Origin of the sequence: Kitasatospora albolonga (assembly GCA_002082585.1) — a bacterium.
In the GTDB taxonomy this organism is placed as follows: domain Bacteria; phylum Actinomycetota; class Actinomycetes; order Streptomycetales; family Streptomycetaceae; genus Streptomyces; species Streptomyces stephensoniae.
Genome location: CP020563.1, coordinates 5,164,401 through 5,182,978 on the forward strand (window position 1 = coordinate 5,164,401; position 18,578 = coordinate 5,182,978).

17 protein-coding genes are annotated in these 18,578 nt (G+C 72.5%); 8 read left to right on the forward strand and 9 right to left on the reverse strand.

The window, feature by feature from the left end:
• Positions 1-162: 162 nt before the first annotated feature.
• Positions 163-570: a hypothetical protein gene (locus B7C62_22915; protein ID ARF74766.1), complete on the forward strand. Its 408-nt coding sequence runs from the start codon at positions 163-165 to the stop codon at positions 568-570.
• A gap of 28 nt (positions 571-598) precedes the next feature.
• On the opposite strand, the gene B7C62_22920 is transcribed toward B7C62_22915, so the two are convergent.
• The gene (locus B7C62_22920) at positions 599-886 is read right to left on the reverse strand and encodes a hypothetical protein (protein ID ARF74767.1); all 288 of its coding nucleotides are present in this window, start codon (positions 884-886) and stop codon (positions 599-601) included.
• 58 nt (positions 887-944) lie between these two features.
• Positions 945-1,682, reverse strand: a complete 738-nt coding sequence (locus tag B7C62_22925; protein ID ARF77334.1) for an HNH endonuclease — start codon at positions 1,680-1,682, stop codon at positions 945-947.
• Between the two features lie 154 nt (positions 1,683-1,836).
• Between B7C62_22925 and B7C62_22930 the strand changes: the two genes are divergently transcribed.
• Complete coding sequence (locus B7C62_22930; GenBank protein ID ARF74768.1) at positions 1,837-2,034, forward strand: hypothetical protein; 198 nt, start codon at positions 1,837-1,839, stop codon at positions 2,032-2,034.
• Positions 2,035-2,061: 27 nt separating this feature from the next.
• Here the strand turns inward: B7C62_22930 and B7C62_22935 are convergent, their stop codons facing one another.
• On the reverse strand, positions 2,062-3,234 hold the full coding sequence (locus tag B7C62_22935; protein ID ARF77335.1) for a UDP-N-acetylglucosamine--N-acetylmuramyl-(pentapeptide) pyrophosphoryl-undecaprenol N-acetylglucosamine transferase: 1,173 nt from the start codon (positions 3,232-3,234) through the stop codon (positions 2,062-2,064).
• Positions 3,235-3,579: 345 nt separating this feature from the next.
• Here B7C62_22935 and B7C62_22940 point away from each other — a divergent pair, with 345 nt between their 5' ends.
• On the forward strand, positions 3,580-4,359 hold the full coding sequence (locus tag B7C62_22940) for an RNA polymerase (protein ARF74769.1): 780 nt from the start codon (positions 3,580-3,582) through the stop codon (positions 4,357-4,359).
• Positions 4,359-5,504 carry a hypothetical protein gene (locus B7C62_22945; protein ID ARF74770.1) on the forward strand — a complete coding sequence of 382 codons (1,146 nt, stop codon included), beginning with the start codon at positions 4,359-4,361 and terminating at the stop codon, positions 5,502-5,504. Before B7C62_22940 ends, B7C62_22945 begins: the two co-directional genes overlap by 1 nt.
• 398 nt (positions 5,505-5,902) lie before the next feature.
• On the opposite strand, the gene B7C62_22950 is transcribed toward B7C62_22945, so the two are convergent.
• Complete coding sequence (locus B7C62_22950) at positions 5,903-6,523, reverse strand: hypothetical protein (GenBank protein ID ARF74771.1); 621 nt, start codon at positions 6,521-6,523, stop codon at positions 5,903-5,905.
• Positions 6,524-7,199: 676 nt separating this feature from the next.
• On the opposite strand from B7C62_22950, the gene B7C62_22955 reads away from it, so the two are divergent.
• Positions 7,200-7,865, forward strand: a complete 666-nt coding sequence (locus B7C62_22955) for a leucine efflux protein LeuE (GenBank protein ARF74772.1) — start codon at positions 7,200-7,202, stop codon at positions 7,863-7,865.
• Between the two features lie 35 nt (positions 7,866-7,900).
• Here the strand turns inward: B7C62_22955 and B7C62_22960 are convergent, their stop codons facing one another.
• From B7C62_22960 to B7C62_22970, 3 genes are all read right to left on the reverse strand, one after another.
• Positions 7,901-8,281 carry a hypothetical protein gene (locus B7C62_22960; GenBank protein ARF74773.1) on the reverse strand — a complete coding sequence of 127 codons (381 nt, stop codon included), beginning with the start codon at positions 8,279-8,281 and terminating at the stop codon, positions 7,901-7,903.
• A gap of 268 nt (positions 8,282-8,549) precedes the next feature.
• Positions 8,550-9,014 carry a transcriptional regulator gene (locus B7C62_22965; GenBank protein ID ARF74774.1) on the reverse strand — a complete coding sequence of 155 codons (465 nt, stop codon included), beginning with the start codon at positions 9,012-9,014 and terminating at the stop codon, positions 8,550-8,552.
• A gap of 69 nt (positions 9,015-9,083) precedes the next feature.
• Positions 9,084-10,262: an acyltransferase gene (locus tag B7C62_22970; protein ARF74775.1), complete on the reverse strand. Its 1,179-nt coding sequence runs from the start codon at positions 10,260-10,262 to the stop codon at positions 9,084-9,086.
• Positions 10,263-10,511: 249 nt separating this feature from the next.
• Between B7C62_22970 and B7C62_22975 the strand changes: the two genes are divergently transcribed.
• Both B7C62_22975 and B7C62_22980 read left to right on the forward strand, forming a co-directional pair.
• Positions 10,512-12,086, forward strand: coding sequence for a hypothetical protein (locus B7C62_22975; GenBank protein ID ARF74776.1), 1,575 nt, complete (start codon positions 10,512-10,514; stop codon positions 12,084-12,086).
• A complete protein-coding gene (locus B7C62_22980; GenBank protein ARF74777.1) occupies positions 12,083-14,410 on the forward strand; it encodes a polysaccharide pyruvyl transferase in 2,328 nt (775 codons plus the stop codon). The genes B7C62_22975 and B7C62_22980 overlap by 4 nt, the downstream gene beginning before the upstream one ends.
• Positions 14,411-14,495: 85 nt before the next feature.
• Here the strand turns inward: B7C62_22980 and B7C62_22985 are convergent, their stop codons facing one another.
• Both B7C62_22985 and B7C62_22990 read right to left on the reverse strand, forming a co-directional pair.
• Positions 14,496-15,851, reverse strand: coding sequence for a hypothetical protein (locus tag B7C62_22985; protein ID ARF74778.1), 1,356 nt, complete (start codon positions 15,849-15,851; stop codon positions 14,496-14,498).
• Positions 15,848-16,840, reverse strand: coding sequence for a glycosyl transferase (locus tag B7C62_22990; protein ARF77336.1), 993 nt, complete (start codon positions 16,838-16,840; stop codon positions 15,848-15,850). Before B7C62_22990 ends, B7C62_22985 begins: the two co-directional genes overlap by 4 nt.
• A 340-nt stretch (positions 16,841-17,180) precedes the next feature.
• Here B7C62_22990 and B7C62_22995 point away from each other — a divergent pair, with 340 nt between their 5' ends.
• The gene (locus B7C62_22995) at positions 17,181-18,572 is read left to right on the forward strand and encodes a hypothetical protein (GenBank protein ID ARF74779.1); all 1,392 of its coding nucleotides are present in this window, start codon (positions 17,181-17,183) and stop codon (positions 18,570-18,572) included.
• The last annotated feature ends 6 nt before the right edge of the window (positions 18,573-18,578 follow it).

An 18,578-nucleotide genomic window follows, 5' to 3' on the forward strand; every position in this document is an offset into this window, starting at 1 on the left:
TGAGCCCTCGCGGGGAGCCGGGCCCGAGCTTAGTGTGATGCGGAAACGGATTTCCGATCACTTTCCGGGCACCGGCGTCCTCTCCGTACGGAGGCGGTACGGAGCCCGCATGGTGCCGGTCGGGCCGCGCGTCACCCACGTCGAGGATCAGGAGCGCATCCAGTGAACACCCCCACCCCCGGAGCCGGTGACGGTGTCCCCGGCGCGGTCCGCCGGTTCGCCGGGCGCGTCAACTCCCTGCTCAGCAAGCCTGCGGCGGCCGTCCAGCTCGGGGCCGACAGCCTGATCGTGCAGGCTCCCCTCGAAGGCGAGGTGTGGGAGACGGGGAAGGAGTACCCGGTTCGCTGGCACCTCACCGGCCCCGTCGACCCGGTCGACATCCACCTCGTACAGCGGGAGGGCGTCTCCACCGTCACCCGCGCCGTCCTCGCGACCGGTCTGCCCGCTCAGGAGACATCGGTACGCGTCACCGTGCCCGTCGGCACACCGGCAGGCGACTACCTCGTCCTGGTCACCAGCCAGGGCCTGCTCGACGCCTACAGCCGCCCGTTCCGCGTCACCGCCGCCTGAGCCACCGACGGCCCGAGGCCCGTCGCCCTCAAGGCCCGGCCTGTGCCCCGCCCCCCTGGCTGATGCGGTCGAGGAGGGAGCGGTGCAGGGCCTCCAGTCCGGTGGGAGGGAGCGGGACGGGGCTGCCGGTGAGGACGTACCACTCCTCCGCGCCGGTGTACTGGACGGCGACCTCGGCGCGCCCGTCGGGGCGCAGCGTGGTGGAGACCGTCAGCTCGCCGGTGACGACGCCGACTTCGTCGGTCATCGCCCCGCCGGGCCCCGCCTTCACGTCGTCCACGAACTGCTGTGGCTGTGCCGGGTCAGGTCCGTTCATGAGGGTGCTTCCGTTCGCGAGTCACAGGTTCATGAGCTACGGGTCATGAGCTATAGGTTCACGAGGCGCAGGTGTCCAGCATCTCCGTCAGCATGTCCTTTTCCGCCTCCGTCACCGAGAGCTCGTACGACGCCTTCACCGACACCCAAGCACGGGAGTAGGTGCACCAGTACGCCTTGGACGGCGGCTGCCACTCGTCCGGCCCCTGGTCGCCCTTGGAGCGGTTCGAGGACGCCGACACGGCCAGCAGCTGAGGGCGGGTCAGGTCGTTGGCGAATTCCTTGCGCTTGTCCTGTGTCCAGGTCCTGGCCCCGGAGCGCCAGGCGTTGGCGAGCGGCACCATGTGGTCGATGTCCAGGTCGCGGGCCTCGGTGAAGGGCTTGTCGTCGTAGACGCTGGTCCACTTCCCGGAGACCGCCCGGCACTGCGCGTCCCGTTCGACATCGGTGCCGTCCCGCTCCAGCACGGTTTCCCGGGTGTCGCAGGACTCGCCCTGCGACGACCAGTGGGGGAACTTCGCCCGGCTGTAGCCGGACATCGAACCGTGCCGGGCCACCTCCAGTCCGGCCAGCTGCTCCTTCGCCTGCCCCGCGGTGGGTATGCCCGGCAGGGTGCCGTCGGCCGCCGTGCCGCCACCGCCACCGGCCCCGGTGGAGGCCGATCCCGATGCCGAGGCGGACGGCTTCCCGTCTGCAGGCTCGGGCGTCGTCGCGTCCTCGATCGCCGCGCATCCGGCCAGTGCGAGGACGGCCCCGGCCGCCAGCCCCCGTCGCCACCAGTTCTGTCGCCTCGTCATGACCTGGTCCACCCCACCCCGTTCGCCGCTGAATTCCTGATTCCGGGCAGCTTATCGGCTCCCGGCCGCCCGCCCGGTGCCCTCTTGTGCGCCGGGTCCGCCGTGGAACAATGCTCACCGCCAGGCAGTTTCTAGTGGAGGAGACGAATCCCGGATGTTCGATGCTCTGAAGGGTCTGAAGGAAAAGGCCGAGACCCTTGCCGAGGCCCACGGGGACAAGATCTCCGACGGGCTGGAGAAGGCGGGCGACTTCATCGACAGCAAGACCGACGGCAAGCACAGCGACAAGATCGACACCGCCGTCGACAAGGCCCAGGAGTACGTCCAGGGTCTGGGAGAGAAGAAGGACTGACCCCGAAGGACTCGCGGGCTCGCAGCGTTACCGGGACGCCGCGGACAGGATCACGTCCACGAGCCTTTCCGCCGCGTCCGGGCGGCCGTGCGCCCCGGCCGCCGCGGCCATCGTGGCCCGGCGCTCCGGATCGTCGAGGAGCGGGCCCACCGCCTCGCGCAGCTGACCGCCGGAGACCTCGCCGAGGAGGGCGACCGCCGCTCCGGACTCCTCCAGGTGGCGGGCGTTGTGGGCCTGTTCGTTCCCGGCCGCCGTCGCGAGCGGGACGAACACGGCGGGCTTGCCCAGGGCGGTCAGCTCGGCCAGGGTGCCCGCCCCGCTACGGGAGACCACCAGATCGGCCAGGGCCAGCACGTCCGGCAGCTCCGGCCCGACGAACGGGGTCAGGTGGTACCGGGCGGCCAGGGAGGCCGGAAGTCCCGCCGCGCGGGCGGACAGCGCCTCGACATGGGCCGGGCCGCACTGGTGCACCACGTTGGCGCGCTCCAGCAGCCACGGCAGCTCGCCGCCGACCACGTCGTTGATCTGCTGCGAGCCCTGCGCGCCCCCGGTGACGTACACCGTCGGAAGACGCCGGTCGAAGCTGTGCAGGCCGAGGGCGGTCACGGCCTTGTCCGGGTGGCCGGTCAGGACCTCCGGCCGTACGGGGTTGCCGGTGACCACCGCCGCCGCCCGGACGCTCTCCGGCAGGAGCGGCAGCGTCGATTCCGAGGAGACGGCGATCCGCGCGGCCGAACCGGCGAGCTTGCGGTTGGCGAGGCCGAGACGGACGGTCTGCTCGTGCAGGACCAGCGGAACCCGGCACATCCTGGCGGCCAGCCCGGTCGGTACGGCGACATAGCCGCCCGTGGCGAGGACGACGTCCGGGCGGAAGCCGGAGACCGCCCTGCGCGCCTGGGCCACGCCGATCGGCACGCGGGCCATGTCCCGGACGTTGGCGGGCGACACCATCTTCAGCGGGTTCGCGTGACGCCGGATCTTCCCCGTGGCGACGGTGGTGAACGGGATGCCCTCCGCGCCGGTGACCCGGGCCTCCAGGCCCTCGGCCGTACCGATCCACAGGACGTCGAGCGTGCGGCCGGAAGCGGCCAGCCGCGCCTGCAAGGTGCGGATCGCGGTGAGGGCGGGGTAGGTGTGCCCGCCGGTGCCGCCGCCCGTGACGATCAGGCGGAAGGGGGCGGAGGGGGAGGGGGCTGCGATGTTCACCCGGAGCAGATTAGTGGCAGGCCGCCCCCGTGATCATCGCGGCTGCGGGGGTACGGGACACCCACCGACCTGCACGCGGAGAAGAGGAGCGACGACCGGGGCCGCCACCCCCCACAGGAGAGGCCCCGGCCGTCTTCCACGGGGTCGCAGCACGACCCCGTACTCATCTCAGCGCCGCGACTGCGTTTTCTGTCACACCCCACTCGGGAGCTGCGAATTGTTGCGAGTTGTACAAGTCATGGACGTGGCCCCTGCCGAGCACGTAGCGTGCTGAGTCGCGCAGAGAGGCGCAGCAGCGATGACCAGCTGCGATTGAGTACAGCAGGGCGGGTTGAGGGAGTGCTGGGGGACGACGCGGAGCTGACTGCCGCGGTGCTCGCGGCACAGGACGGGGACGAGGACGCCTTCCGTGCTGTGTACCGCGCCGTACAGCCGCGGCTGTTGGGCTACATACGGACGCTGGTGGGGGAGCCGGACGCCGAGGACGTGGCGTCCGAGGCATGGCTCCAGATAGCGCGCGACCTCGACCGGTTCAGCGGGGACGCCGACCGGTTCCGGGGCTGGGCGGCCCGGATCGCCCGCAACCGGTCGCTCGACCATCTCCGGATGCGCAGCCGCCGCCCCGCGATCGGCGGCGACGAGACCGAGCTGACCGGCCGGGCCGCCGAGTCCGACACCGCCGGTGACGCCATGGAGGCGCTCGACACCGACCGGACCATGTCCCTCATCGCCCAGCTCCCGCAGGACCAGGCCGAGGCCGTCGTGCTGCGCGTGGTCGTCGGGCTGGACGCCAAGAGCGCCGCCCAGACCCTCGGCAAGCGGCCCGGCGCCGTACGGACCGCCGCCCACCGCGGCCTCAAGCGCCTCGCCGAACTCCTCGGCGCCGACCACCCCGACCCGCCCCGCTCCGGCGGTGCGCCCGTCCCGGGCGGCGGGCAGGACGGGCCGGTTCCGGCTCCGGGCCAGGGGGCCGGGAGCGAGGCGGGGCAGGACGCGGGCGGCGGTGCCGAGCTCGATGCCGTACCCTCTCAGCGCCCCGGTAGGGGCGGTCCGGCAGCGCCCGCCGGGGTCACTCCCGGTGTGACGCATTCGCGACCGTGGACGCAGAGGGACATGTGATGGCCGACGAGCAGTACGAGTGGCTCGACAAGGACGCGGCGGAGAAACTGCTCCGCGGCGAGCCGGTCGTCCCCCTCGGCGACCAGGCACGCAGCGATGCCTTCCGGCTCGCCGAAGCACTCGGCGCGGCGCGCTCCACCCGCCGTACCCCGCCCGGCGCGCTCCCCGGCGAGGACGCCGTGCTCACCGCGTTCCGGCAGGCCAACCGCGCCGCCACCACCGATCGGCTCGCCGGGCGCGGTGCGGGTGCCGCGCTCCCCGGGCAGCCCGGCACGCTGCACTCCGTCCACCTCGGCGCCGTCCCCGCGACCCCGCCCCGCCGCCCGCGCTGGAGCCGCCCGGTCCGCTTCGGCCTGGCCGTCTCGCTGGCGGGCTGCGCGCTCGGCGGGGTGGCGGTCGCCGCCGGTACGGGCATGCTCCCGGGCCCCTTCGGCGGCCACGCCTCGCCCGCGCCCGCCGCCTCCGTATCGGCGGCGGCCCCCGAACCGCTGGTGTCCCGGACGCCCGCCGAGGACCCGTCCACCCCGGCCGAACCCTCCCCGCCCGACGATCCCGAACCGCTCGCCTCCCCCGAGAGCCGACAGCCCGGGGCGTCCGAGGAGCCCGCGCGACCGGAGCCGGACGGCACCGGCCGGGAGAACGGCCGAAACGGTACGGGCGACCGCGACCGGCCGGGCGGCTCCGGCCGTGAGGGCGCCTCCACCGACCCCACCGGCCGCGAGGAGCGGCCCGGCGGCTCCGGCGACGGCCGGGGCCAGGGCGACAACTGGCACGAGAAGGCCGTCAAGGCGTGCAAGGCATTCCGCGACGGCACCCTCGACGAGCGGAGCCGACGTCATCTGATCCAGCTGGCCAAGGGCGAGGAGAACCTGGAGCGCTTCTGCGACCGGCTCCTCGGCGGTGGCGACGGCGGCGGAGGGACCGGAGGAGGGGTCGGCGGGCCCGGTGGCTCCGTCGGCGGTGGCGGAGGCGGCGGTGACGACGACCGGCCGGGCGACGGCGGCTCCCTGCCCCCGGTCTCCTTCGAGCCCGCCCCCGAGGCTGACAGCGAGCGACGGGCCGACGTCGGGGTACGGGCCGAAGCGGAGGCCGGTGGGCCGCTGACCCGGGCGACTCCCGGCCCGATGGTCCTGCCCGCCCGCTGATCCGGGTGGGTTCCCCGTCCGATGGCCTTGCCCGCCCGACGGCCTGGGTGGTTCCCGGCCCGACGGTCCTGCTCACCCGCTGATCCGGGTGGTTCCCGGCCCGATGGCCCTGCCTGCCTGCCTGCCTGCCTGCCTGCCCGCCGGCCTGGGCGGCTTCCCGCCCGACGGCTTTGCCTGCCCCCTGACCTGCGCTTTTCGCCTGTCGCAGCGGACCGGTTCCGGGTCCTCCATGTACACGTGTGACGTTTTTCGAGGTCCGGGCGCAGTACAGAGTGAGCCGACTGGTCATCGGCAGCGCGACGAGCCGGGGTTCCCCCCGTACCTTCGGCTCAGCGCATCGGCGCGGGCGGGACACGTTCCCCCGGTTCCGCCCGCGCCCTCCCTTCCCCGCCCCGGCCTCACCAGTAGACGACGACCTTGTCGTTGTTCCTCACCTGGTCGAAGAGGGCCACGGCCTTCTCCTTGTCCCGTACGTTCACACAGCCGTGCGAGGCGCCGCCGTAGCCGTTGGCCGCGAAGTCGGCGGAGTAGTGCACGGCCTGGCCGCCGCTGAAGAACAGGGCGTACGGCATCGGGGTGTCGTACAGCGTCGAGACATGGTCCCGGGACTTCCAGAACACCGTGAACTCGCCCTCCCGCGTGGGCGTGTACTCCGAGCCGAAGCGCACGTCCATCGCGGAGACGACCCGGCCGTCGATCATCCACGCCAGGGTCCGGCTCTTCTTGCTGATGCAGAGCACCCGGCCGGTCAGACAGCGCTGGTCCGGCTTGGCCACCGGCCGCTCGGTCGGCGGGTCCAGCTCGTCTGCCGTCGGCGTACGGGTCATGGCCAGCAGCTTCTGCCAGGTGGCCGCGTCGGTGGAGCCGGTCGCCCCCGTACCCCGCTTCACCTGGAAGGACCGGACGGCCTCGGCGGTGACCGTGCCGTAGTAGCCGGTGGGGGTGCGTCCGAAGTGCCCGATCTGCCGCAACCGGGCCTGCAACTCCCGTACCTGCGCCCCCTCGGACCCGGTCCGCATCAGAACCTGCGGCGGCGGGGCGGTGCTCGGCTGCGGGGCGGGGGGAGGAGGGGGACGCGGGGGCGGGGGTCGGGGAGGGCGGTGGCGCGGGGGTCGGCTCGATGGCGTCGGCGTCGGCGTCGGTGGCCGTTGCGGGGGGAGGGGGAAGGGGAGAGCGCGGGAGGCGTCGGTGCCGGGGTGGGTACGGCGGCGGGAGCTGCCTGGGGCGGGGGCTGTTGCCGCGCGTCGGCTGCGGAGTCCTGCGGCCCGCATCCCGCCGCCAGGGCGGCTATCGCGAGCGTTCCGGCGACGGTCACGGTCAGCGGCCGTCTGCCGCGCGGGTGCTGCCTGCTCCTGTTCGCCTGTGCGTACGGGACGCCCCCGGTTCCGTACGGGCCCCTCTCCGCGCCCATGTCGTTCCTGCCCGCCATCCCCGCTGTCCCCGCCATCCGTGCTGTCCCCCTGCGACTCTTCTGCGCCTCTGCGCCTCTGCCCGGTGGTCGCATCCTGTGCATACGGAGAGCGGTGCGTCCAGACCGCCCGTCGCCGACCGGCCACCATGAGGCGGGCGCCCGCGCACGACGGTAGTGCCGCCAGGTCACGGCCGGAGCGCCGCCAGGTCACGAGGGGGACGGGCTTCCGCCCGGCCGGTGAAACGGCTGGACGGCGCGCCGTACGGACGTGCGAGACTCCGTCCATGCTGGGTGTCACCGATCTTCCGACCTATCTCGCCGGCCTGCTGCTGATCGTTCTGCTGCCGGGGCCGAACTCGCTGTACGTGCTCTCCGTCGCGGCGCGACGCGGCGTCCGTACCGGCTACCGGGCCGCCGCCGGAGTGTGGACCGGGGACACCGTCCTGATGACGCTGGCCGCGCTCGGTGCGGCCTCGCTGCTCCAGACCACGCCGCTGCTCTTCGCGATCGTCAAGTACGCGGGCGCCGGTTATCTGACCTGGCTGGCGATCGGCATGCTGCGGGCGGCGGTCTCCCTGTGGCGGGAACGGCACCGCCGCACCGCCGAACTGGTGGAGACGGCCGAAGCGCCCGGGGCGGGGGCTCCTGCGGAGAACCCCTACCGGCGGGCGCTGGTGGTCAGCCTGATCAACCCGAAGGCGATCCTGTTCCTGATCTCGTTCTTCGTACAGTTCGTCGACCCGGGCTACGCCTATCCGGCCCTGTCGTTCCTGCTGCTGGGGACGCTGCTCCAGCTCGCCAGCTTCCTGTACCTCTCGGTGCTGATCTTCGGAGGCACCCGGCTGGCCGCCGCCTTCCGCCGCCGCAAGCGGCTCTCGGCGGGGGCGACTTCGGCGGCGGGCGTGCTGTTCCTCGGGTTCGCGGCCAAGCTCTCGCTCAGCAGCGTCTGAGTCTCGGCGGTGCCCGTGCTCGGCAGCGTCCCGGCTCAGCAGCCGCTGCCGACGCGGAGGGAGGTCATCTTGTCGTTGAAGTGCGAGGCGACCGCCGCCTCCGATCCGCCCGGCGCGATCGAGAACATACAGCCGACGTAGTTGGAGTGCTCGTAGACGCTGACCGTCCTGCCGGTGCGGTTCCAGTACGAGGTCATGCGGTCGTTCATGTAGTTCCCGACGTTCGGGGTCGACGCGGTGTAGTGCCGGAAGTCGCCCCGGTAGCTGGACTGTTCCCAGACGCAGAACGAGCCGTTGGGGCACTGGTTGGGGTCGGCCGCCGCCGGGGGCGCGGTCAGTACGGCGGTTCCCGCGGTGACCGCCAGGACGGTGGCGGCGGTCCACAGGCGCGGGGCGAGGCGACGGGAGCGGGGCATGGGTTCTCCTTGGATGCGGCCCGCGGTCGGTTCCGCGGGTCTGACGGCAGGTTATGGAGCTTTTGTCCGCCCGGTGTCGGCCCGCGGGGGTCGCTCTCCCCGCGCCTCATGCCCTTTTTGCTGGAATACGGGGAGTTTTGGTGGTGGAAACGAGAAGGCTGACATATGCCTGAAAGGGTGATGCTCCTGGCATGTGCCAGATATCGGGGGCCGTGGGACCGCCGCGTTCACCGTGAGGTGACGGGTCCGCCGCGCTCGTCGTGGCGCGTCAGTGGTGCCACGCCTTGCCGCCCACGTTGTGGATCATCCGCTGGAGCACCTTCAGCGCGGCGACGAACTCCTCGTCGGGGATGCCCGCGTGGATCTCGGCACTCGCCCGCGCGACCCGTTCGTACGCCCTGCCGCGCAGCTCCCGCCCCTCCGGGGTGATCCGCAGCCGGGACCCGTCGTCCTGGGTGATCAGCCCCCGCTCCAGCAGTTCGTCGACGGCTGTCTCCATGCCGTCGGTCCCGGTGTCGAGGTAGCCGCTGAGCATCGTGGTCAGCCCGGACCGGTCCCGCCCCTCCGCGCCGCCCGGTCCGTCCAGCTGGTTGAGCACCCACCAAGGGGGCTGGGTGAGTCCGTGTTCCGCCAGTGCCGCCCGGATGTGCGTGACCGTCGCCTCGTGCGCGGCCCAGCTCCAGTAGCCGATCGGCTGGCGGGCCAGGCCCGCGTCGTCGTGTGTGTAGTCCATGGCCCGAACGTAGGACCTCAAGTCAACTTGAGGTCAAGCGGTCTGTCTCCGGCCCGTCGTCCGTCTCCGTCAGCGGCCCGCCGTCAGGGCCTTCCGCAGCAGCGGGGTGAAGCGGCGTTCCACGAACCGGTGCAGCAGCCACGCCAGCCCCAGCATCGCCGCCAGGGTCAGCGCGAACGTCGCCCACGACGGCACGCCCAGGCCCCGGTGCAGCGCCCCCACCACCACCCAGCCCAGGTGCTCGTGGACCAGGTAGAACGGGTAGGTGAGCGCCCCCGCGACCGTGAGCCACGGCCAGTCGATCCGGTTCAGGGCGCCCAGCGCGACGGCCGCGACGGCGGCGAAACCGGCCGTCACGATCAGGATGATGACCGCCGACGAACGGTGCGAGAACGCGTCCGGGCCGCCCGGGTGCCACAGCTCCGCCACCGCGTAGTGCTGGCCCAGCAGCCAGCTCACGCCGACGATGCCCCAGGCCAGCGCGTCGCGCCGGTCCCGGTGCAGCAGGTAGAGGCCGATGCCGCCGATGAAGTACGGGGCGTACTGCGGCATCAGCAGCACCTCCAGGAACGGTTCGCCCGAGGCCCGCGCGAGCGCCGCCGCCAGCGTCCACCCGGCGCAGAACAGCACCACCCGGCGCCGGTTCACCCCCGGCAGCACCACGCACAGGGCGAACAGCGCGTAGAACCGCACCTCGGCCCAGAGCGTCCAGCACACCCCCAGCACCCGGTCCGCGCCCAGCGGCTGCTGCAACAGCGTCAGGTTGAGCAGGGCGTCGCTGGGGGAGACGGCCTCGTACGCGACCATCGGCAGCGCGAACACCGCCGTCACCAGCACGACCGCCGCCCAGTACGCGGGCAGCAGCCGCGAGGCGCGCGAGGCGAAGAACGCGAGCGGCGTGCGCCCCCAGCCGCTGAGGCAGATCACGAAGCCGCTGATCACGAAGAAGACCTGCACCCCGAGACAGCCGTACGCCAGCCAGGTGTGGGCCGTCGGAAACTGTACGGCGGCCGAGCTGCCCCAGGCTCCGGTGATCTCGCCGCCCCGGCCCCCGTAGTGGTACCCGGCCACCATCAGCGCGGCGAGCAGCCGCAGCCCGTCCAGGGCGCGCAGCCGTGCCTTCGGACGGGGGGCCGCCGCCGTTCCCCGTGGTGGTTCCCCAGCGGCCGGGGCGCCCCGGCCGCTCCGGTCGTGATCGGGCGGGGCGGTCCGGGATGCCGCCCTGGTGTCCTGCGGTGCGGTGGTCAAAGCCGCTCCCTTCTCCGACGCCGTGCCGCGTCAGCGTAGGGCTGCGACAGCGCGCGGAACGTCCGGGCAGCACGCCGTTTCCCGGTCCGACAGGGGGAGTTCATCCTTCGGTCTTTCAGGTTTCCTACGGTGACGCGGAACCGACAAACGCTGCGCGGAACCTCACTCCGGGTCACCGTCGAGGAGACCCCGGACCCCGCGCGAGACCGAAGCCCCCTCCCCCCACGGGCACCAGACGCTTGGAGCGCCATGACGAAAGCCCGCACCCGCTGGCCACGGCAACGTGACGCGGAGGTCCCGATAACCTCCGGGACCTCCGGAGAGACGGTGGCCGCCGCCCGGGTGAACGCCATGGACCTGGAGACCTGCCTGAGCGCCTGTGCCGCGCACAGCGCCAAGCTCGTCGCGAGCCTGGACAGCCGGCGCAACGCGCTCGCCGAGGCCCTCCGCCATCTCCTCGCCACCCACGCGGCGACGGTCCCGGCGGCCCCGGCCACCAGCCCGCTGCCGCTCCTGCGCCGCCCGGCCAAGGCCGGTTCCGGCTCCGCGCTGCTGCTCGGCGACGCGCTCATGGACCCGCTGCTCGCCGTCGGCAACAAGGCGTTGGCCTGCGGTTACGAGGACGAGACCAAGCTCGCCCTGATGGTCGCCGACACCGTGCTCACCCAGCGCAAGCGCTCCCGGGCAGGCTGGCGGCTGCGGGCCCGCGTACTGGAGGCCATGGGCGCCGAGAGCGCCGCGGTCATCGCGTACGAGCGCTACCTCGAACTCACCGACGACGACGGCTTCGGCGTGGCCGTCAAGGTGGCCGGGCTGCGGGAGGGCGCCCGGCTCCGGGCGGAGCTGGTGCAGCGGCTCGCCACCGGCTGCCCCGAGGCCCGGGAGTTCGCCGACCGGCCCGTCGTCGAGTCCTGGGCGAAGGGCCTGGAGCTGCACGCCCGGGGCGCCTGGGACGAGGCCCGGCCCCGGCTGATCGGCGCGCTGCTCGCCCAGATCGCGGCCGACGCCCCGGTGGGCGAGGTCCAGCAGACGCTCTCCCGCTACCTCACCCTGGCCCGCGAGCAGGCCGGTGTCGCGGGCGGCGGAAGCGCACCCGCGAGCACCGGCACGCGGGTTCCCGCCGAGCTCGCCGCTCCCGCCGAACTCACCGGCCTCACCACGCTCTACGCGGAACAGCGCAGGGCCCGGATGCGCGGACCGGTCGAGGACCCCACCTTCGGGGGCGTCCAGTGGCTCACGCTCGGCGAGTTCCGCAACCGGATCGCCGGGAAGTCCATCTGCCTGATCGCCAACTCCCAACGGGTGGGCAACAGTTCGCTCGGCGCGGAGATCGACGACTACGACCTGGTGGTCCGCTTCAACTCGTACCGGATCGACCCGGCGGCCACCGGCCGGCGCACCGACATCCACGTCAGCATCCACAAGCACGGCTTCAACTGGGACCAGCACGTGGACACCCGGCTGATCTTCGGCGGGATCTCCGGCGACTGGAAGTACTCGCTGCGCAACCGGCTGGTCCCGGGCGCGCAGACCTACCTGGGGGACGAGTCCCTGCGCTGGCCGGTGCGCGACATCGGCCGCCTGGGCCGGGACGTCTGGTCCTCGATCCCCACCAGCGGCTTCAACATGCTCTGGCTGCTGGACTTCCTGGACGTGAACCCGCGCATCGACCTGATCGGCTTCGACTTCTACGAGAGCGGCGCCTACCGGCTGCCCGCCGCGATGCGGATGCCCATCACGTCCGTGCACGAGTACACCAGCGAGAAGGCGTGGGTCATGGAACGGGCCCAGAGCGTCACCGACATGAGGATCTGCCTGCGATGACCCCGCCCACCGCGTCCACCCCCACCGCGCCGCCCGCGAACGCGCTCACCGGGAAGCGTCGCATCGCCTTCGCCAGCTTCGTGGACGAGAACTACCTGCCCGGCTTCCTCACCCTGCTGCGCAGCCTCGCCCTGTCCAACCCCAACGTCTGCGAGGACTTCCTCGTCCTGCACGACGGGCTGCGCCCCGAGTCCGTCGGGAAGATCCGCGCCCTGCACCCGCGCGTCGACTTCCGGCAGGTGAACGCCGCGCACTACGACACGTACGCCAAGGGCGACCAGGACAACTACCTGGTGCGCAAGGCGTACTTCATCCTCGACGTGTTCCGGGTCCGCGACTACGACACCGTGATCACCCTGGACACCGACATGGTCGTCCTCGACGACCTGGGGGAGCTGCTGCGGCTGCGCGAGGGCCTGGCCGCCGTCCCGCAGTTCTTCTACGGACAGCACAAGCTGAACAGCGGGCTGCTGGTCATCCAGCGCGAGTATCTGACCGACGCCTTCTGCGCCGAGCTGGACGAGGTCGGCCGGGCGGGTACGTACGAGCTGGACAAGCACGACCAGGGCATCCTGAACGCCGTGCTGGACGGCGGCTTCGTCCAGCTGGACGCCCGCTTCAACTTCGTGAAGCGGCGGCTGTCGGGCGACCTCCCGGTCCCCGACGGCACGGCGATCCTGCACTTCACCGGGCGGCACAAGCCCTGGCAGGGCGGTGAGTCGGGGTACGGCGAGGCCGAGGCCCGCTGGCACGCGTACCACCTGTCCGACGCCGAGTTCCACGCCGCCTACCTCGCGACCGGCGGCACCAAGCACCACGACCTGCTGGTCCACTACGGCACCCCGCACGTGCGGCGCACCGCCGACGTGGAGAGCGCCCGCAAGGTGGCCGCCGCCCACATCCTGGCGGGGGAGTACCAGGAAGCCGTCGACCTGCTCGCCCCGCTGCGCATCCCGGTCGACGAGTCCTGGCCCAACGAGGTGCTCGGGCACGCCCTGATGAGCGTCTCCCGGTACGAGGAGGCCCGCGCCCAGCTCCTGCTGGCCGCCTCCGCGCCCAACCGGGCCGCGACCGCGTACGGGCGGCTCGCCCAGATCGCCTGGATTCACGGTGACGACGAGGAGGCATCGCGCCTCGCGCTCCAGGGGCTCGGCGTCGACCCGACGCACCGGGCGAACCGGCTGATGCACCTGCGTACCACCGGCCTCACCCCGCCCGCCGAGGGCCCCGCCTCCGGCCAGCTCGCCCATGTCGCCTTCTACATGGAGCGCCAGGGCAACGCGGGCGACAAGCTGCTGCCCGAGAGCGTACGGCTGGCCTTCGGCCAGGACACCGGCCCCGACCGCTGGCACTCGGTCCACGCCCACCGGCTCTTCGACGAAGCGGCCCTGGAACGGGTCAACGCCCGCCGGGGGCTGGTCATCGGCGGCGGCGGACTCTTCATCCCCGACACCGCGCCGAACGGCAACAGCGGCTGGCAGTGGAACGTCCCCGACGAACTGCTGGAGCGGATCGACGTCCCCGTCGTCGTGTACGCGGTCGGCTTCAACGCCTTCGACGGGCAGGCGTACGGACACGGCCGCAAGCGGTTCCTGTCCAGCCTGCGCAAGCTGGTGGAGAGCTCCGCCTTCTTCGGGCTGCGCAACCACGGCTCGATCGAGAAGGTCCGGGACCTGCTCCCGCCGGAGCTCCACCACAAGGTCCGCTTCCAGCCCTGCCCGACCACGGTCACCCGGCAGCTGGTCGACGGCTGGCGCGACCCGGCCGGGCGCGAGGACACCATCCTGGTCAACGCCGCCTACGACCGGGCCGGTCTGCGCTTCGGCCACGACTACGGGCACTTCCTCCGCGAGATGGCCACCGCGGTCACCGCGCTCGGCGAGCAGGCCGAGGTGAAGTGCGTGGCGCACTCGCTGGACGACGAGCGGATCGCGTTCGACCTGCGGCGCGAGCACGGCATCTCGCTGCCGGTCATCCCGATGTACGACTTCGACAACGACGCGATACGGGACGTCTACGCCCGGACGAAGCTGGTCATCGGCATGCGCGGACACGCGGGCATGATCCCGTTCGGCTGCGGCACGCCGATCATCAGCCTGATCTCGCACCCCAAGATGGCGTACTTCCTGGCCGACATCGAGCGGCCCGAGTGGGGCATCTCCGTCCACGACCGCCACCTCGGCGCCCGCCTCACCGAGCGGGCGACCGCGCTGCTGGCCGACCACGCGGCGTCCGTGGCGGATGTGCACGGCCGTCAGCAGGAGCTGTGGAAGGTCACCGAGGCCAACGCGGCGGACCTCCGGGTGATCCTGGCCGGCAGGTAGGACGTACGAAAGGCCGGTGGGGCGGGTCCGTTTCCGGACCCGCCCCACCGCCGTGTCCTGCGCGAAGGGCTACCGCCCCACCGCCCTACCGCCCCACCGCCCGCCGCAGCGACCGGGCCCGCCGGACCGCCCTGCGCACCGCCGCACTCCGCGGCAGGAACGAGAACTGCGCGGGCACCCCGCCCGGCAGCCCCAGCGAGGTCAGTCGGCGCCGCTTGAAGTACCGCCAGGTCACCGGGGTCAGCCGGGTCGAGAGATACCGCTCCGCCGCCGCCCGCAGCCCCGGGTGGAGCCTCGGCTGCATCGCGAACCCGACCGCCGCCACCAGCGCGGACACCTCCCGCTCGGCGTCGTCGCCGGGCCGCCGCTCCGCCACCGCGACCCGGTCGCCCAGCTCCGGCAGCAGCGCGTCCACCAGGGTGACCGGCATCCGGTTGCTGTTCTCGTACGGGGAGAGCCGGTCCAGCAGCAGTTCCGTACCGACCCGGGCCACCGGCAGCCCGTAGAACGCCGAGGCGGTGAGCAGCGCCGTGGAGAAGCAGCCGACCACCAGGGCCGGGCGCATCCGCTCGTAGAGCACCTCGGCGAGCACCGGAGCCCGCAGTATCCCGGTGTCCAGCACGGTCAGCTCCGCGCCGAGCCGCGCCGCCTCCGCCTCCATCGACCGCGACCACTGGGCCGGGGCCGTCGGGTGCGGCTTGAACACCAGCCGGGTGTGGCCGAGGGCGACCGCACCCCGCATCATCCGCAGATGCAGCTCCTCCTCCTCGGCGGCGGAGATCAGCCCCAGCGCCGACAGATACTGCCCGAGCAGCAGGGCCGGGGCCTCGACGGACGGCAGCTCGGCGGGGGCGGCGGCCAGCTCGCCGAGCACCTTGAGGAAACCCTCGGTCTCCACGAGGACCGGCTCCACCCCGAACTCGGTCAGCAGCAGCGGCTTCAGACCCGGCACCAGATCGAGGTGCAGCAGCCGCCGCACCCGCGTCCCGACCAGCGGATCGAGCTTGTTGCGGGTGGGCCCGTAACTCATCAGCCCGTCGGCGTACACATCGATGGGGGCGCCGGTGAAGATCTCCGTGATCGCCATCGCCGGGTTGACCTGGATCGACTCGACGGCCAGCTCGATGTCGTCGTCCCCCAGCTCCCAGGCCAGCCGCAGATGGCGCTCCCACAGGGGGATGTCGTCGGGGCGCGGGGACCAGCGGCTCGGGTGGAAGGGGGCGATGGTCCCGTTCCAGGAGACCACGTCGTCGAACCGGCCGCGCAGCCGCTCGAAGCCCGGCATCGCGTCGAGCGCCGGGGTGGTCTCGGGGACGGCGGCGTTGTTGCAGACGACCAGGACCCGGCGGTCGGCCGGGCCGAAGCGGCCGGTGTCCAGGGCGGCGGCGAGGGTGGCGGCGCCGTAGAGGGTGGAGGCGGCGAAGAGCTGGGTGGTGCTCATGCGGACGTCACCTCCTTCGCTCCCTTCGCGGTGGTGGGCCGACGTCGCAACCGGCGCAGCAGCGTGGCGCGTTGGACGTCCATGGAGTCGAGCGCCTCGTCCAGCACGGCCTGCGGCATCCGGCCGAGCGCCTGCGCGCTCCGCGACTTCAGCATGCGGGCCACCGCCGGTTCGAACCTCCCGATCGAGTTCATGTGGTGGAAGATGATGGCGCAGTACGTACGGACCGCCTTCGGCAGCAGCGCCTCGGCCTCCGGGTCCTCGGCGGTCTCCCGGACGACCTGGTCGAACGAGCGGATGAAGTCGAGCTGGCGGGCGTCACCGATCTGCGTCAGCGAGGAGGCCACGCCCCGCCGGTAGAAGACGCCCAGCAGACCGAGCACGGCGAAGGACTCCGCGCGGCGGTGCAGCCGCCAGATCCACGGCCGGTCCTCCGCCGTGCGCAGCCCGTCGGTGAAGTGCAGCAGCCCCGCGTCGAGCAGCCTGCGGTGGTAGAGACCGGCCCAGGCGTACGGGTAGTCCACCGAGGTGGTCCGGTCGGCGGGCAGGATCGCGGTGCGCGGGTCGGTCACGGTGTCGCGCCGGCCGTGCGGGACGCGGTGCACCGTACGGTGGGTGCGCTCGACCTGGACATGGTCGGTACGGACGAAGTCGCAGCCCAGCGCCTCGGTACGGGCGAGGAGCTCGGCGAAGTGGCCGGGGGCCACCCAGTCGTCGCCGTCCAGGAAGGCGATGTACTGCCCGCGTGCCGCGTCCAGCCCGGTGTTGCGGGCCGTGGCCAGCCCCCCGTTCTGTTCGTGTCTGTGCACGACCGCCCCCGGGATCTCGTCCCGGGCGCGGAGCAGGATGTCCGCCGTCCCGTCGGTCGAGCAGTCGTCGACAAGGATGAACTCGAAGTCCTCGCGGATATTGGCCCGAAGACTCCTGAGGGTGTCTGGCGCATATGTCTGCACGTTGAAGAACGGCACGATGACGGAGAGCTTAACCACGTGCATGACGTTAGAACGGGCCGCGGCACAGGCACTGTCCCCGGCGAGGACGTCGGGTGAACGGCGGCCGTCGATGCGGTGAACCCATGCGGTGAACCGGCATGACGGCCGCCGTACCGCCCCTCTCCTGTGCGGGAAGGCCGATCACCGGTGGGAAATGCGCGGCATTTTCGACGGGCGCGAACCATGGTGAACGGTGCGTGGAATAGAGGTGAATTACCGTCTCTGCCAAGAGATTTGATGTTCCGGGAGACCGATTCCCCAAGAGGCGGCTCGCTGTTAACCATTTGTTGCCGTCACGTTGGGCCGCGCATCGAAATGCCTTCCTAACTTCTAGGACGTGCCCCCACGTACCAGCAATGCGGCCGATCCGGCCCGAACCCCCGCCGAGCCCCGCCCGGCGCTCCGGGTCGCCGTCCTCGCCGACTCCGACACCCGGTGGAAATGGGGCGCGCTCACCGCGCGCCGCCTGACCGCCGAGGTTGCCGGGACGGACGGGCGGGGCGCGCGCCCCGTCGAGGTCAGCGGGCTGCTGCTGCGCGGCCGGGCCACCCCGACGCCCCGCCAGCTCGCGGAGGTCGGCGAGGTCGGGATCGAGGCGGAGAAGGTCCGCGAGGTCACCGCCGTCGAGTTCCTGCACACCGTGCGCGACGAGGGGTACGACGTCGTCGTCCTCGCCCTCGTCGGCGGCGGGGTCCAGGCGATGCTGCACGGACTGGCCGCGCTGCACCTCACCCGCCGCCCCGTCATCGTCACCGGATACGTCGGCGTGGTCTACGAGAAGCTCGCCGACGGCCTCCTCCTCCGCCACGGCGCCGACATCGTCCTCGCCAACTCGGCCCACGACGCCGGGCGTTTCCGCGCGGTGTACGAGGGAGTGGACGCCGACGCATCGGCCGTGACGGAAGCCGCGCTGCCGTTCCTCGGCGGAGCCCCGTACCGCCCCGAAGAAGGCCGCGACACCGTGGTGTTCGCCGCCCAGCCCTCCGTACCGGCCTCCCGCGCCGACCGTACGTACCTGCTCCGCCGACTCGTCGAGCACGCCCGGCTGCACCCCCGCCGCGAGGTGCTGCTCAAGCTGCGCTCCAAGCCCGGTGAGCACACCACGCACATCGAGGAACTCCCGTACCAGAAGCTCGCGCAGAAGCTGCCCGGCGGGCTGCCGCCCAACTTCCGCCTGGTGTACGGGCACATGGGCGAGGTCCTGGACCGCACCGACCTCCTGGTCACCGTCTCCTCGACCGCCGCGCTGGAGTCCCTGCACCGCCGCATCCCGACCGCGGTCCTCACCGACCTCGGCGTACGCGAACCCCTCGGCAACCACCACTTCGTCGGCTCCGGGCTCCTCACCTCCTGGGACAAGCTCGACGGCGGGTTCCGCCCGCGCCCCGACAGCGGGTGGCTGGCCGGTCAGGGCGTGGCCGCCGACGGTTCGTACGGCACCGCCTACGACACCGCCCGCGCCAGGGTGGCCGAACTGCTGGCGGAGGGCCAACTCCCGCCCCTGGCCCCCTACTACACGCCCGCCACCGCCCCCGGCTACCTCCCCGGCATCCTCGCCCGCCACCACCTGGCCCCCGACGGCACGCCCCTGCCCGGCGCCGCCGCACCGCAGGAGCCCGGCCGGGTCCGGGGCGCGGTGCGGGAGACCGTACGCAACGCGGCGCGCGGCGCCTACCGGCACGGCGTCCAGCGCGTCGCCCCGGTGATCCGCCGGATGGGGGAGCTGTGACCACTA